Source organism: Ensifer sp. 22521 (assembly GCF_052044795.1).
In the GTDB taxonomy this organism is placed as follows: Bacteria; Pseudomonadota; Alphaproteobacteria; order Rhizobiales; family Rhizobiaceae; genus Ensifer.
Genome location: NZ_JBQENM010000010.1, coordinates 132,849 through 146,759, shown reverse-complemented (window position 1 = coordinate 146,759; position 13,911 = coordinate 132,849). Strand labels below are relative to the sequence as shown.

Sequence of the window (13,911 nt, the reverse complement as noted above, 5' to 3'; positions counted from 1 at the left end):
GGNCGCCGGACTTGCGGATTCCGAAAGCAGCGGTTACGCAATTGTTAACAAAACCAACGGCGTGCCTCCAGATTTAACCGTTAGGCCCTTGGAGAAAGATCGAGGGGTACCGATCAGCTGGAGCGCGCCGGCAGGCCCAAAGCCCTGCCTACACAGAGGACTTGATGTGAGCGGACTTGAGACTGCGATCAGAAATGCGCTTGAGCGCTCCGACCGCGCCAGCGCGGAAACTCGCGCGCGCATCTATCAGTCGGCCCGCCAGGCGCTGGAAGCCGGGCTGCAGAAACAGGGAATTGAGGACGGCAACGTCATCGCCCAGCAGCGCCATCGGCTGGAGGCGGTGATCCATGCGATCGAAACGGAGGAGCGTGCCGCCCTCAGGGCGCGGCAACCGGCGCCTCCCGTTGCCACACCTCCCGTCGTCAGTGTCGATGATAACGTCCGCGCACGTGGCCCTGAGCAGGCGCGTATCGAGCCGCAATCCCAAGCGCAATCCCGGCCTCAGGCCCAAGCGCAGTCGCCGGCGGCGGACCGCCGCGAGCCTGGCTTTGCTGCCGATGCGTCCCGTCCCGCGGCGAATGACGGCGGTCTCGGCGGCCTTCGTGCCGACCGTGTTGGCCCGGTCGTCTCGACGCGTGCGGCAGCGGATACTGCCACAAAGAGCGCGGAAGCCGCCACCGCCGCGCCCGAGGTTCGTGGTGATACCGATCGAAAGCGCCGCCGCAAGCGCAGCCGCTTCCTGTCCTTCACCATGGTGGTCGTCACCCTTGCCGCAGCCGCAGGTGCCGCCGCCTGGTGGGTGCAGACCAATGATCTTCTGAAATCCGCGGCCGAACGCGACACCAACGTCGCCAACCCGCCGGCATCGGTGGCATCGGAAGATTTCGACGGTGCTGCCGGTCTGCAAACGCTCGGCGCCCAGCAGGGCTTCACCGGTGACTGGGTGGAAGTCTTTGCGCCTGAAAACACTGCCGCGGTCGTGGCGGGCTCACGCGCCAAGGCCGAGCCGGTGGATGACGACGGTGGCAAGCGCATCCAGTTGACTTCCTCGGTTGCCGAAACGGAAGGCGACATCACCATCGAAATCCCGGCAACGGTCCTGGCGCAGCTGTCCGGCAAAACCTCGACCATGGCGCTGACGGTGCAGGCCCAGCCAGGCAAGACGACCGAGTTTGCCGTCGAGTGCAATTTCTCCTCGCTTGGCGAATGCGGCCGTCATCGCTTCACGGTGCATGACGAACGGCTCGACATGCTGTTCAAGGTCACCTTCGATCGCAGCCTTGCACCGAACTCCGCCGGCCGGATCGTGATCAACAGCGATATCAGCGGCGAGGGCAAGGGCCTCACCCTCTACGCCATACGCGTCCTTCCGGGCCAATAAGTCCCGCACGAGGCCTCTTCGTCCTCGAGCCTCTGACCCCAATTGACCGCGTTGGCCGCCCTCTGGCGGGGCCGTCTCCTTCGGCCGCTGTCGTATGGGCGCTACTTCAGAAAGCCCGGGCCGGACCCGACAATCTTGTCGTCGACCTCACCGATCGCGCTCTTGTCCTTGCCGTCATAGTCGAGCGTGGAGAGGATGTGGCGGATGAGATTGAGGCGCGCGCGTCGCTTGTCGTTGCCGCGCACCACGGTCCAGGGTGCGTGTTCCGTGTGTGTTGCCTTCAGCATCTCGTTGCGCTTTGCCGTGTAGTTGTCCCACTTGTTGAGGGCGGCGATGTCCATCGGCGACAGCTTCCAGATCTTCAGCGGATCGTGGCAGCGATCGTGGAAGCGCTTGAGCTGCATCTCGCGGCCGATGTTGATCCAGAATTTGAAGAACTGGATATCCTCGTGCACGATCATTTTTTCGAAGCGAGGCGCCTGCTTCAGGAACTGCTTGTGCTGCTCGGGCGTGCAGAAGCCCATGACCGGCTCGACGCCTGCGCGGTTGTACCAGGAGCGGTCGAACAGCACGAATTCCCCAGCCGTCGGCATGGTCGCGACATAGCGCTGAAAATACCATTGCCCGCGCTCGGTCTCTGTCGGCTTCGTCAGCGCCACGATGCGCGCCCAGCGTGGGTTCAGGTTGCCCATGGTCGCATGGATCGCGCCGCCCTTGCCGGCGGCGTCGCGGCCCTCGAACAGCGCGATGATGCGTTTTCCGGTTTTCTGCTGCCAGAGCTGAACCTTGACGAGCTCGATCTGAAGCTTCTCCAGCGTCTCGAGATATTCTTCCTCGTCGAGCTTCTTCTTGTAGGGATAGTCATCGGACGAAAACGCTGCGTCGTCGATCCACTTCGGCAACTCGGGATTGTCGATGTCGAAGACGCGGCTCTTGCCGTCGATCTGCAGCTCCACTGCGCGGCTTTCCGCCTTTTCCGTCGTCTCCGCTAACGCCATATGCTCGCCCTTTCGGCTTGGCGCACGGGCCCGAAAACCGGCTTCGATCATCGGCAGGATCATGCGCGTTTTCAAACTTCTGCAGCTCCAAGCAGCGCCGAAAAGTCGCGGTGCTCAAGGCCCGATTTCCTTGGAGGAGGCCACAATTGCATTGCGGATTCAAGCCGGTCGTGAAAATCATGTCATGAAGGATCGCTATTCCTCGATCATTTTGGTCCGGGAGGAAGACAAAGTGATTCATGAGGATGTCGAGGTGGACGGTTCGAAAGCGTTCTGGCGGGACCTGGTGCCGCGGCTGAAGGCTGAGCGCTGGCTGCTGGGCCTCACCCTGCTTTTGGCGATCCTTGCGACCTTTGCCGGCATCCATTTCCTTATCGTGCTTCCCTTCTGGATCGTTCTGGTTGCGGCGCTGCTCAACCGCAGTGCGCCGGCCTCGGTGATCTTGAGCCCGGCCAAGGCTGTGGCCGTCGATGGCCCGACCAGCGATCCGCTGGTGCCGGCGCTGAATGCGCTCGACATGCCGGTGTTGGTCGTCGCCGCCGATGAGACGGTGGTTTTCCAGAACATCGCCGCGGAGAAAGCCTTCGGCACCATTCCGCCGAACACTTACCTGGCCGCCCGGGTGCGTTCGCCCGGTGTTCTCGACATGATCCGCGAGACGATGGCGACCGGCAAGGCCAACCAGATCGAGCATACCGAGCGGCTGCCGTCGGATGCCGTCTATGTCGTGCGCGTGGCACCCGCCGAAATCGGCGGCGAGGGGCGGACGCCCCGCATCTTCCTGATCACCTTTCGCGATATCTCGCAGGCGCGCCGCATCGACCGCATGCGGTCGGATTTCGTGGCCAATGCCAGCCATGAGCTGCGCACGCCGCTGGCATCGCTGCGCGGTTTCATCGAGACCCTCCAGGGCCCCGCGCGCAACGACTTGAAGGCGCAGGAAAAATTCTTCGGCATCATGCATGAGCAGGTGACGCGCATGAGCCGCCTCGTCGACGACCTCCTGTCGCTCTCGCGACTGGAGCTGCGCTCGCATATCGCGCCGGACGATCCGGTGGACCTTGCGCCCTTGCTCGGCCATGTCCGCGACAGCCTCCTGCCGCTGGCGAAGGACCTGAACGTCACGGTCTCTCTCGTGGTGCCGGACAAGCCCGTCATCGTACAGGGCGATCGCGACGAGCTCATCGAAGTCTTCGAGAACCTGATCGAGAATGCCTGCAAGTACGGCCAGGAGGGCAAGAAGGTCGACATAACCTTGCGTGGCGGCGAAGAAGGCACGCAGGCCGAGGTGATCGTGAAGGACTATGGGCCGGGCATCCCCGCCGAGCATGTCCCGCGCATTACCGAGCGTTTTTATCGGGTCAATGTCGAGGCGAGCCGCTCGAAAAAGGGCACTGGATTGGGCCTTGCCATCGTCAAGCACATCCTCACCCGGCACCGTGCCCGGCTGCTGATCCATTCTGAGATCGGCAAAGGTACGACTTTTACGGTCCGGTTCTGACATATTGGCGCGGGAAAACCCGGGACCGTTCATTTTCCCTTAGCATTTTCAATGACATGAGCTGTCATAAATGTTTCGTCAAACTGACATAAAAGGTGTGGCCATCGGCAGCTAACTAGGGGCAGCCGATAAGACGGCGAAGAGCGCTGCAACGCTTGGCGCACACCAACACAAGCCCATTCCGGGAGAACTTTTATGAAAGCTCTTAAACTCACTGTCGCGGCGCTGGTAGCGTCTGCCGCATTTGCCGGCGCAGCCGCCGCCCGTGACCAGGTTCAGGTCGCTGGCTCCTCGACCGTTCTTCCCTACGCCAAGATCGTAGCCGAGACGTTCGGCGAGACCTTCCCCGACTTCAAGACCCCGGTCGTTGAATCTGGCGGCTCCTCGGCCGGCCTGAAGGAATTCTGCAAGGGCGTCGGCCCGGACACCATCGACGTCGCGAACTCCTCGCGCAAGATCAAGGACAGCGAAGTCGAGGCCTGCAAGGCCGCTGGCGTGACCGAAATCCAGGAAGTCAAGATCGGCTATGACGGTATCGTCTTCGCGACCGACGCCGGCAATGCCGACCTCGCCCTGAAGCCGGAAGACCTCTACAAGGCTCTCGCTGCTGAAGTCGTCGTCGACGGCAAGCTCGTTGCCAACCCTTACAAGAAGTGGTCGGAAGTCAACTCCGCCCTTCCGGAAGTTGAAATCGCCGCCTTCATCCCGGGCGAAAAGCACGGCACCCGCGAAGTCTTCGAAGAGAAGATCCTGGCTGCAGGCTGCAAGAACGCCGGCGCCGTTGACGTCATCAAGGCTGCCGTTACCGATGAAAAGCAGCAGCACAGCAAGTGCGTCGCGGTCCGCAAGGACGGCATGGCTGTCGACATCGACGGCGACTACACCGAGACGCTCGCCCGTATCGCTGCCAACAAGAACGGCATCGGTGTCTTCGGCCTGTCCTTCTACGAAAACAACGCCGACAAGCTGAAGGTCGCGACCGTCAACGGCATCGTACCGTCGACCGAAACGATCGCTTCCGGCGAGTATCCGGTTTCCCGCCCGCTGTTCTTCTACGTCAAGAAGGCACACCTCGGCGTTATCCCGGGCCTCAAGGAATATGTTGAGTTCTTCATCAACGACCAGATGATCGGCCCGGACAGCCCGCTCGCCGAGTACGGCCTGGTTGCTGCTCCGGACGCCGAGCGCGAAGAAATCCGCAAGGCTTTCGCAGCCGGCAACATGCTCTGATAACGACAAGCCCCGGCGCGATATCCTTCGCGCCGGGGCATGCCTTCATTCGATTTGCCGGCGGCCCGTGACGGGCGATACCGGGGAGACGTGCGGATGAGTACCTCGCTCCTTCTTTTGCTAATTATTGTTATTGGTTTCATTGCCTATTTTGCCGGTCGCGCACGTTCGCTGGCGCAGGCTGGCGGCAAGCTCTCCAACCTTCATTCCTTGCCGGGCTATCACGGTAGCTACGTCGCTATCTGGGCGATGCTGCCGGCGGCGCTCGTTCTCGGCGCCTGGCTGATTACCGGTCCTATCTATATTGACGGGAGCACGCGCGCGGCCCTGCCGGACACCGTCCAGAACCAGGGGGCCGCCGCGGTTCAGCTCGCGCTCGGCCAGGTCAAGTCCGTTGCCGGTGGTCTGCTGCGCCTGAGCGGCGAGGAGGTCGCGGCACTCGAAAGCGGTGCCGCCAATCTCCGCTCGACGCTCGCGGCCAAGGGCGTCGCCCTGGCCGGCGAAGGCGAGCCCTACATGGTCACCGTCGCCCAGCATTTCAACGCGATGACCGCCGCCAACCGCTGGCTGATGACCGCGGCCGTACTGTTGATCGCGATTGCCGGCGGCATCTACGCCATCCGCAACATCGCTACCCGCTTCCGTGCACGCAACCAGGTCGAGCGGGTCATTCTCGGTTCGCTGATCGTCGCGTCTTCCATCGCCATCCTGACGACGGTCGGCATCGTCGCCTCGATGCTGTCGGAAGCCGGCCGCTTCTTCACCATGGTCTCGCCGTTCGAATTCTTCTTCGGCACGGTCTGGGATCCGCGCTTCGCTGCTGCCGGCAGCGGCGGCGCCTCCGGCCAGTTCGGGCTGATCCCGCTTCTCACCGGCACGCTCTACATCGCTTTCGTCGCCATGCTCTTTGCAGTGCCGATCGGCCTCTTCGCAGCCATCTACATGGCGGAGTATGCAAGCCCGCGCTTGCGTTCGACCGCAAAGCCGCTGCTCGAAGTGCTCGCCGGCATCCCGACCATCGTCTACGGTTTCTTCGCTCTCGTGACCGTTGGTCCGTTCCTGCGTGATATCTCGGCGCAGCTGAACGGCCTTGCCACCGGCAATTACCAGAACTTCATCCAGGCGCAGAGCGTGGTCACCGCAGGCATCGTCATGGGCATCATGCTGATCCCGTTCGTGTCGTCGCTTTCCGACGACATTATCACCCAGGTGCCGCGCGCGCTGCGTGACGGGTCGCTGGGCCTCGGCGCCACCCGTTCGGAAACGGTCAAGAAGGTCATTCTTCCGGCTGCACTTCCCGGCATTGTCGGCGCGCTGCTTCTGACCGCATCGCGTGCCGTCGGCGAAACGATGATCGTGGTGCTTGCAGCCGGTGTCGCGGCCCGCATGCAGATCAATCCCTTCGAGCCGATGACGACGGTGACCGTGAAGATCGTCAACCAGTTGACGGGCGACCTCGAGTTCACCTCGCCGCAGACGCTGGTGGCCTTCGCGCTGGGCATCACGCTCTTTGTCATCACGCTCGGCCTCAACATTTACGCGCTCTACATCGTGCGCAAATACCGGGAACAGTACGAATGACCGACATCGCTTCCCCGACCGTCCGGATCTCCGCCCGTCCTGAATCCGCAAAGCGCGATATCGGCATCAAGCGCCGCTATGCCGCCGAGCGCCGGTTCCGCGCCTACGGCATTGCGGCAATCAGCACCGGTCTCTTCTTCCTGGCGCTGCTGCTGTGGACCGTCATTTCCAACGGCTACACCGCGTTCCAGCAGACGACGATCACGCTGCCGATCGAATTCACCGAAAAGGTCATCGACCCCAACGGTGAGCGCACGACCGACAGCAAGGTACTGATGACCGCCAACTATCCGCTGCTGGTGCGTGATGCGCTCGTCAAGCAGCTCGGCATCGATGCGACCAAGCGGCCGCTGGTCAAGCAGGCGACCGACATGGTTTCTGCGAGCTCCCGTACGCTCTTGCGCGACATTGTCGTGGCGGATCCGTCCATCGTCGGCAAGACCATTCCGGTCACCCTTTTGGCCGAAGCCAACATCGACTCCGCCAACAAGGGGCAGATCGACCTCAAGGTCGAAGAGAGCAAGCGCAAGGTCAAGGACCAGCAGGTCACCTGGATGAACGAGCTCGCAAGCGCCGGCGTCCTGAAGAAGAGCTTCAACACCGGCATCTTCACCTTCGGCGCCTCCAGCCGTCCTGAAGCGGCGGGCGTCGGCGTTGCCGCCCTCGGCTCGTTCTACATGATGCTGATCGTGCTCCTGCTGTCGTTGCCGATCGGCGTTGCCGCCTCGATCTATCTCGAAGAGTTCGCTCCGAAGAACCGGCTCACCGACCTGATCGAGGTCAACATCAACAACCTCGCGGCCGTTCCGTCGATCGTCTACGGTCTGTTGGGTCTCGCCGTCTTCATCAACTTTGCCGGCATGCCGCGTTCGGCGGCCGTCGTCGGCGGTTTCGTGCTGACGCTGATGACCCTGCCGACGATCATCATCGCCACCCGCGCGGCCTTGAAGGCGGTTCCGCCGTCCATCCGTTCGGCGGCGCTCGGTCTCGGTGCCTCGAAGATGCAGACCATCTTCCACCACGTTCTGCCGCTGGCCATGCCGGGCATTCTGACCGGTACGATTATCGGTCTTGCCCACGCGCTTGGCGAAACCGCGCCGCTCCTGCTGATCGGCATGGTCGCCTTCGTCGTCGACTATCCCGGTTCGCCGATGGAGCCGTCGACAGCGCTGCCGGTGCAGATCTACATGTGGGCCAACGAGGCGGAACGCGCCTTCGTCGAGCGCACCTCCGGCGCGATCATCATTCTTCTCATCTTCCTCGTCGTCATGAACCTTGGCGCCATTCTGTTGCGACGTCGCTTTGAGCGCCGTTGGTAGTGAGGTAATTACTATGAACATCATGTCAGAAGCAGCGGTCGAGAAAGCCTTGGATCAGAAAATGAACACGGTTCCCTTCAAGATGATCGGCAAGGATGTGTCGGTCTACTACGGCGAGAAGCGTGCGCTTTTCGACGTCAACCTCAACATCCGCGAGAACACGGTAACGGCGCTGATCGGTCCGTCGGGCTGCGGCAAGTCGACCTTCCTGCGCACGCTGAACCGCATGAACGACACCATCGAGAACTGCCGTGTGACCGGCAAGATCACGCTCGATGAGGACGACATCTACGACCCGACCATTGACGTGGTCGAGCTGCGCGCCCGCGTCGGCATGGTCTTCCAGAAGCCGAACCCGTTCCCGAAGTCGATCTACGACAACGTCGCCTACGGTCCGCGCATCCACGGACTTGCCCGCACCAAGGCGGACTTTGACGATGTGGTCGAGACCAGCCTGCAGAAGGCAGGTTTGTGGAACGAGGTGAAGGACCGCCTGCAGGAGCCGGGCACCGGCCTCTCCGGTGGTCAGCAGCAGCGCCTTTGCATCGCACGCGCTGTTGCCGTCAGCCCGGAAGTCATCCTGATGGACGAGCCCTGCTCGGCACTCGACCCGATCGCGACCGCCAAGGTCGAGGAACTCATCCACGAACTGCGCACGAACTTCACGATCGTCATCGTGACCCACTCGATGCAGCAGGCCGCCCGCGTGTCGCAGCGCACCGCCATGTTCCACCTCGGCAATCTCGTCGAGGAGAACGACACCGACAAGATGTTCACCAATCCGGATGACCAGCGCACCCAGGATTACATCATGGGCCGCTTCGGCTGAGGCCAATCACGGCTGCAACAGTCACTGGAAAGCGCCTGTAAGGATCGACGATCATGTCCATGCATATCATGTCCGCCTATGACGAAGAACTGAAGTACCTGACGCGCCGCATCTCGGAAATGGGCGGTCTCGCCGAGCAGATGGTCGCCGAATCCGTCCGCGCCCTGGTCAATTCCGACCTGGCGCTGGCGCAAAAGGTAATCTCGGACGACACCGTTCTCGATGATGCCGAGCGCCAGATCGGCGAGAAGGCGATTGTCACGATCGCCAAGCGCCAGCCGGTCGCCGCCGACCTTCGCGAGATCATGGGGTCGATCCGCATCGCCTCCGACCTGGAGCGTGTCGGCGACCTCGGCAAGAACACTGCCAAGCGCGTGATCGCGGTTGCCGGTTCGGGCATCCCGCGCAAGCTCGCCCGCGGTCTCGAGCATCTCGCCGAACTCGCTCTGGTGCAGCTCAAGGAAGTGCTCGACGTCTATGCGTCGCGTTCGCCGGAAAAGGCCAACAGCATTCGCGAACGCGACGAGGAGATCGATGCGATCTACACCTCGCTGTTCCGCGAGTTGCTCACCTACATGATGGAAGATCCGCGCAATATCACGCCCTGCACGCATCTTCTGTTCTGCGCCAAGAACATCGAGCGTATCGGCGACCACGCGACCAACATCGCCGAGACGATCTATTACATGGCGACGGGTGCCCAGCCGGAAGGTGAGCGCCCGAAGGATGACAACACGTCGACGTTGGGCTCGGTCAACGACTAGAAGGTTGGAGCGGGATGCGGGGGGGACAACCGCATACACTTTTCCTCATCCCGCTCTGGCGTTAAACGCGCCGTTCGCAATGCGTGCCCCATGAATATCATCCGGTCGCGGCTTCGGTCGCGGCCCCGAATTCCTGCATCTGAAGCATGCGGCTTTTCGCACCGCCTTTGAAATTGGCGGGGGTGCTCCAGATTTAGAGTGTCTGAGTGCCGGCCGGTCCGCTGGACCCGCACGGCGCTCGCGGTAAGGAGACGTTACCTGATGTTGCCAAAAATCGCCGTGGTCGAAGACGAAGAGGCGCTGAGCGTCCTGCTGCGTTACAATCTGGAAGCTGAAGGCTTCGACGTCGATACGATCCTCAGGGGTGACGAGGCGGAGATCCGGCTACAGGAACGCCTGCCCGACCTTCTGATCCTCGACTGGATGTTGCCGGGCGTCTCCGGCATCGAGCTTTGCCGTAGGCTGCGCCAGCGCCCGGAGACGGAGCGGTTGCCGATCATCATGCTGACGGCGCGCGGCGAGGAAAGCGAGCGCGTTCGCGGTCTGGCGACCGGTGCCGACGACTATGTGGTCAAGCCCTTCTCCACGCCGGAGCTGATGGCCCGCGTCAAGGCGATGCTCCGCCGGGCGAAGCCCGAAGTTCTCTCGACGCTGCTGCGCTGCGGCGACATCGAGCTCGACCGGGAAACCCATCGCGTCCATCGCCGCAGCCGCGAAGTTCGCCTGGGGCCGACAGAGTTCCGCCTGCTGGAGTTCCTGATGTCCTCTCCGGGCCGTGTCTTCTCGCGCTCGCAGTTGCTGGACGGCGTCTGGGGCCACGACATCTATGTCGACGAGCGGACCGTCGACGTGCATGTCGGCCGCCTGCGCAAGGCGCTGAACTTCTCGACCATGCCTGATGTCATCCGCACCGTGCGCGGCGCCGGCTACTCGCTCGAAAGCTGAGAAGGGCAAACAAAAGTCAATAAAAAAGGGGCCGATCGGCCCCTTTCGTTTTGGTCCTGTGCGGATCCTTAGCGCATCCGACGGCGCTCGGCGGACGGCTGGTAGGCAAGCCGCGCATGGAAGCTGCAATAGGGCGAAGCTTCCGGGGAATCGTTGCCGCAGAAATGGAACTCTTCCTTCAGCGGGTCGCCGATCGGCCACTTGCAGGTGCGTTCGGTGAGCTGGGTCAGCTCGAGGCGGCGCGACATTGGCACGACCACGTCGGTCTGGATGCTGAAATCCTGCTCGGCAACGAGATCGACTTCGATCTCCTCCTTGAGAACGGTGGCGCCGGACGGACGGGCAACGGTGCGGGTCGAAACGCGCGAGGCGTAGTTCGGAGCGCGCGGCGCCGAGGTCGGCCGCTTCGGGCGGGTCGCCGCAGTGGTGCTGCCGCCGGCTTTGGCGCGGCCTGGAAGGCTCAGGCGATGAACCTTGCCGATGACAGCGTTACGGCTGACGCCGCCGAGCTGTGCCGCGATCTGGCTTGCGCTCAGGCCCTCGGACCAAAGCTTCTTCAGTTTCTCCACCCGCTCGTCAGTCCAGTTCATTTCTGCACTCTCCGTTCTCAGCGTTGGGGATGGCAGAATCCCTCACCGCACCCCGGTTGAATCCCGAGGTTGCAAACGCGATAACTCTTTTGGTGACTAGGTCCGCCGCATGCGTCTAGTAATTGAATGTTAACGTACTGACCGTCGGACTCCGTGGCAAGAGTCCCGGGATTCACGCCGAATCGATTTCGTAGTTTTCCCCAACTTGCTCGGCTGGCGTTGCATTTTTGCAAGCCCTTCCGGGCGATTTTTTCGCCGCCGGGAAACGGGCTTCTCTGTTGCACTGCAAGGCTTGGTTTTATTGACATTGCGGCGCGAAATAGGAATAGTGCCTGCGCCGCCGAAAGGCGGCATTTTTGATTTTTATCGGGCCGCATGAAGCAGCGGGACCGATGCCGACTGGAGTAAGGAGAGCCTCGCATGACTGCAACCACGCCGCTTTACGATACCTACATGCGCGCGCCGTTGCGTTTCGAGCGAGGAGAGGGCGTCTGGCTGATCGCCGAAGACGGCTCGCGCTATCTCGACTTCGCCGCCGGCGTTGCCGTGAACTCGCTCGGCCACGCGCATCCGCATCTCGTCGAGGCGCTGAAGGCGCAGGCCGAGAAGGTCTGGCACCTTTCCAACCTTTACGAAGTTCCCGGTCAGGAAAGTCTTGGACGCCGCTTGGCGGCCGTCACCTTTGCCGATCGGGTCTTCTTCACCAATTCCGGTGCGGAAGCGCTGGAATGCGCGATCAAGACGGCGCGGCGGTACCACTTCGCCAAAGGCCAGCCGGAGAAGTTTCACATCATCACCTTCGAGGGCGCGTTCCACGGTCGCACGATCGCGACGATCGCCGCCGGTGGTCAGCAAAAGTACATTGAAGGTTTCGGGCCAAAGGCCCCAGGGTTCTACCAGGTTCCGTTCGGCGACATCGCGGCCGTCAAGAATGCGATCACCGAGGAGACCGCCGCGATCCTGATCGAGCCGATCCAGGGCGAGGGCGGCATCCGTCCCGCGACCAAGGAATTCATGCAGGAACTGCGCGCCCTCTGCGACGAATTCGGCCTGCTCCTGATCCTCGACGAGGTTCAGACCGGCGTCGGCCGCACCGGCAAGCTTTTTGCCCATGAGTGGACGGGCATCCGCCCGGATATCATGGCCGTTGCCAAGGGCATCGGCGGCGGCTTCCCGCTCGGCGCTTGCCTGGCGACGGAAGAGGCGGCAGCCGGCATGGTGGCGGGCACGCATGGCTCGACCTATGGCGGCAATCCGCTGGCGATGGCCGTCGGCAACGCCGTGCTCGACGTCATCCTCGCTGATGGCTTCCTCGCCCATGTGCGCGACGTCGCGCTCGTCTTCCGCCAGGGTCTTGCTTCGCTGAAGGATCGCTATCCCGATATCATCGAAGATATCCGCGGCGATGGCCTGATGCTGGGCATCAAGGTAAAGGGCCCCTCGGCGGATCTCCTGAAGGAGATCCGCGCCGAGAAGCTCCTGGCCGTGCCGGCCGGCGACAACGTGTTGCGCCTGCTGCCGCCGTTGACGGTGACGGCGGAGGAAGCACGCGAGGGCCTCGCACGCATCGAGCGCGCCGCCGAAGCAGTGCGGAAGGCAAGTGGTAACGCTGCGGCCTGACCGATAGGGCCAAGACTGACCCAGGATGGTAGAATGACCTTCGTGCGTTCACGCCGCTGCGTGGCGCACATAGGTTCGATTTTTTGAGGAACCGAGTACGATGGCAGGCACCAGACACTTTCTCGATCTTTCGGCCATGACGGCCGCCGATCTTCGGACGATCATCGATGATGCCCGCGTCCGAAAGGCGACGACCAAGGCCGGAACCGCCGAGAAGCCGCTCGCCGGCAAGATGCTGGCGATGATCTTCGAAAAGCCGTCCACCCGCACCCGCGTGTCCTTCGATGTCGGCATGCGCCAGCTCGGCGGCGAAACCCTGTTCCTTTCGGGCACGGAGATGCAGCTCGGTCGCGCCGAGACCATCGGCGATACGGCAAAGGTCCTGTCGCGCTATGTCGATGCGATCATGATCCGCACCACCGACCATCGCCGCCTGCTGGAATTGGCAGAACACGCGACGGTCCCTGTCATCAACGGCCTGACCGACGACACCCATCCCTGCCAGATTATGGCCGACATCATGACCTTCGAGGAGCATCGCGGACCGGTGAAGGGCAAGACGATCGCCTGGACCGGCGACGGCAACAACGTGCTGCACTCGCTGATCGAAGGCTCCGCCCGCTTCGGCTATCGCATGAACATGGCCGTGCCGCTCGGCTCCGAGCCGCAGGACAAGATCCTGAACTGGGCCCGCAACAACGGCGGCGAGATCCTGCTGTGTCACGATGCCGAGCAGGCGGTCGCCAACGCCAATTGCGTTGTCACCGACACCTGGGTGTCGATGAACCAGGAGCATCGTGCCCGCGGCCACAACGTCTTCCAGCCCTATCAGGTCAACGAGGCGCTGATGAAGCAAGCGGCATCCGATGCGCTGTTCATGCATTGCCTGCCGGCGCACCGTGGCGAGGAGGTGACCGACGAGGTGATCGACGGTCCGCAGTCGGTGGTCTTCGACGAGGCCGAAAACCGCCTGCATGCGCAGAAGTCGATCATCGCCTGGTGCATGGGGCTCGTCTAGGCCCTTGCGAGCGCCGCGGTGAGCGCGATGGCGCAGCGCTTCGGCGGCTGTGAGGCCGGCTATTGACATTGCCGCCGTGCGACACGATCTAGGCGGCTGCAGGGCGCTCCTGGCAACAGTGAAGCGCCGACTGCC

General features: G+C 62.6%; 12 protein-coding genes. 10 read left to right on the top strand and 2 right to left on the bottom strand.

What is annotated here, in order from left to right:
* Positions 1 to 166: 166 nt before the first annotated feature.
* Positions 167 to 1,381, top strand: coding sequence for a hypothetical protein (locus ACTJKE_RS17285; protein ID WP_058329055.1), 1,215 nt, complete (start codon positions 167 to 169; stop codon positions 1,379 to 1,381).
* 101 nt (positions 1,382 to 1,482) lie between these two features.
* Here ACTJKE_RS17285 and ppk2 read toward each other — a convergent pair whose 3' ends face one another.
* Positions 1,483 to 2,379 carry a polyphosphate kinase 2 gene (gene ppk2 / locus ACTJKE_RS17280; RefSeq protein WP_440692046.1) on the bottom strand — a complete coding sequence of 299 codons (897 nt, stop codon included), beginning with the start codon at positions 2,377 to 2,379 and terminating at the stop codon, positions 1,483 to 1,485.
* Positions 2,380 to 2,611: 232 nt separating this feature from the next.
* On the opposite strand from ppk2, the gene phoR reads away from it, so the two are divergent.
* From phoR to phoB, 7 genes are all read left to right on the top strand, one after another.
* On the top strand, positions 2,612 to 3,880 hold the full coding sequence (gene phoR / locus ACTJKE_RS17275; protein WP_057248261.1) for a phosphate regulon sensor histidine kinase PhoR: 1,269 nt from the start codon (positions 2,612 to 2,614) through the stop codon (positions 3,878 to 3,880).
* A gap of 195 nt (positions 3,881 to 4,075) precedes the next feature.
* Entirely contained in the window at positions 4,076 to 5,110 is a 1,035-nt protein-coding gene (locus ACTJKE_RS17270; RefSeq protein WP_057248097.1) for a substrate-binding domain-containing protein, read from the top strand.
* Positions 5,111 to 5,206: 96 nt separating this feature from the next.
* On the top strand, positions 5,207 to 6,691 hold the full coding sequence (pstC, locus tag ACTJKE_RS17265) for a phosphate ABC transporter permease subunit PstC (protein ID WP_058329054.1): 1,485 nt from the start codon (positions 5,207 to 5,209) through the stop codon (positions 6,689 to 6,691).
* Positions 6,688 to 8,010: a phosphate ABC transporter permease PstA gene (pstA, locus tag ACTJKE_RS17260; protein ID WP_058329053.1), complete on the top strand. Its 1,323-nt coding sequence runs from the start codon at positions 6,688 to 6,690 to the stop codon at positions 8,008 to 8,010. The genes pstC and pstA overlap by 4 nt, the downstream gene beginning before the upstream one ends.
* A gap of 13 nt (positions 8,011 to 8,023) precedes the next feature.
* Complete coding sequence (pstB, locus tag ACTJKE_RS17255) at positions 8,024 to 8,839, top strand: phosphate ABC transporter ATP-binding protein PstB (protein WP_058329052.1); 816 nt, start codon at positions 8,024 to 8,026, stop codon at positions 8,837 to 8,839.
* Between the two features lie 50 nt (positions 8,840 to 8,889).
* On the top strand, positions 8,890 to 9,603 hold the full coding sequence (gene phoU / locus ACTJKE_RS17250) for a phosphate signaling complex protein PhoU (RefSeq protein ID WP_093231848.1): 714 nt from the start codon (positions 8,890 to 8,892) through the stop codon (positions 9,601 to 9,603).
* Between the two features lie 261 nt (positions 9,604 to 9,864).
* Positions 9,865 to 10,548, top strand: a complete 684-nt coding sequence (gene phoB, locus ACTJKE_RS17245; protein WP_057248102.1) for a phosphate regulon transcriptional regulator PhoB — start codon at positions 9,865 to 9,867, stop codon at positions 10,546 to 10,548.
* A gap of 68 nt (positions 10,549 to 10,616) precedes the next feature.
* Here the strand turns inward: phoB and ACTJKE_RS17240 are convergent, their stop codons facing one another.
* Entirely contained in the window at positions 10,617 to 11,138 is a 522-nt protein-coding gene (locus ACTJKE_RS17240) for a GcrA family cell cycle regulator (RefSeq protein ID WP_058329051.1), read from the bottom strand.
* Between the two features lie 420 nt (positions 11,139 to 11,558).
* Here ACTJKE_RS17240 and ACTJKE_RS17235 point away from each other — a divergent pair, with 420 nt between their 5' ends.
* Together ACTJKE_RS17235 and argF are read left to right on the top strand one after the other, a co-directional pair.
* A complete protein-coding gene (locus tag ACTJKE_RS17235) occupies positions 11,559 to 12,758 on the top strand; it encodes an aspartate aminotransferase family protein (protein ID WP_058329050.1) in 1,200 nt (399 codons plus the stop codon).
* Between the two features lie 100 nt (positions 12,759 to 12,858).
* On the top strand, positions 12,859 to 13,776 hold the full coding sequence (gene argF, locus ACTJKE_RS17230; RefSeq protein ID WP_057248105.1) for an ornithine carbamoyltransferase: 918 nt from the start codon (positions 12,859 to 12,861) through the stop codon (positions 13,774 to 13,776).
* Positions 13,777 to 13,911 lie beyond the last annotated feature (135 nt).

Bases quoted from the DNA above. Each gene is read 5' to 3' on its own strand.
- argF (WP_057248105.1), top strand. From the start codon at position 12,859: ATGGCAGGCACCAGACACTTTCTCGATCTTTCGGCCATGACGGCCGCC.
- ACTJKE_RS17240 (WP_058329051.1), bottom strand. From the start codon at position 11,138: ATGAACTGGACTGACGAGCGGGTGGAGAAACTGAAGAAGCTTTGGTCC.
- pstC (WP_058329054.1), top strand. From the start codon at position 5,207: ATGAGTACCTCGCTCCTTCTTTTGCTAATTATTGTTATTGGTTTCATT.
- ACTJKE_RS17235 (WP_058329050.1), top strand. From the start codon at position 11,559: ATGACTGCAACCACGCCGCTTTACGATACCTACATGCGCGCGCCGTTG.
- pstA (WP_058329053.1), top strand. From the start codon at position 6,688: ATGACCGACATCGCTTCCCCGACCGTCCGGATCTCCGCCCGTCCTGAA.
- ppk2 (WP_440692046.1), bottom strand. From the start codon at position 2,379: ATGGCGTTAGCGGAGACGACGGAAAAGGCGGAAAGCCGCGCAGTGGAG.
- phoB (WP_057248102.1), top strand. From the start codon at position 9,865: ATGTTGCCAAAAATCGCCGTGGTCGAAGACGAAGAGGCGCTGAGCGTC.
- pstB (WP_058329052.1), top strand. From the start codon at position 8,024: ATGAACATCATGTCAGAAGCAGCGGTCGAGAAAGCCTTGGATCAGAAA.
- ACTJKE_RS17270 (WP_057248097.1), top strand. From the start codon at position 4,076: ATGAAAGCTCTTAAACTCACTGTCGCGGCGCTGGTAGCGTCTGCCGCA.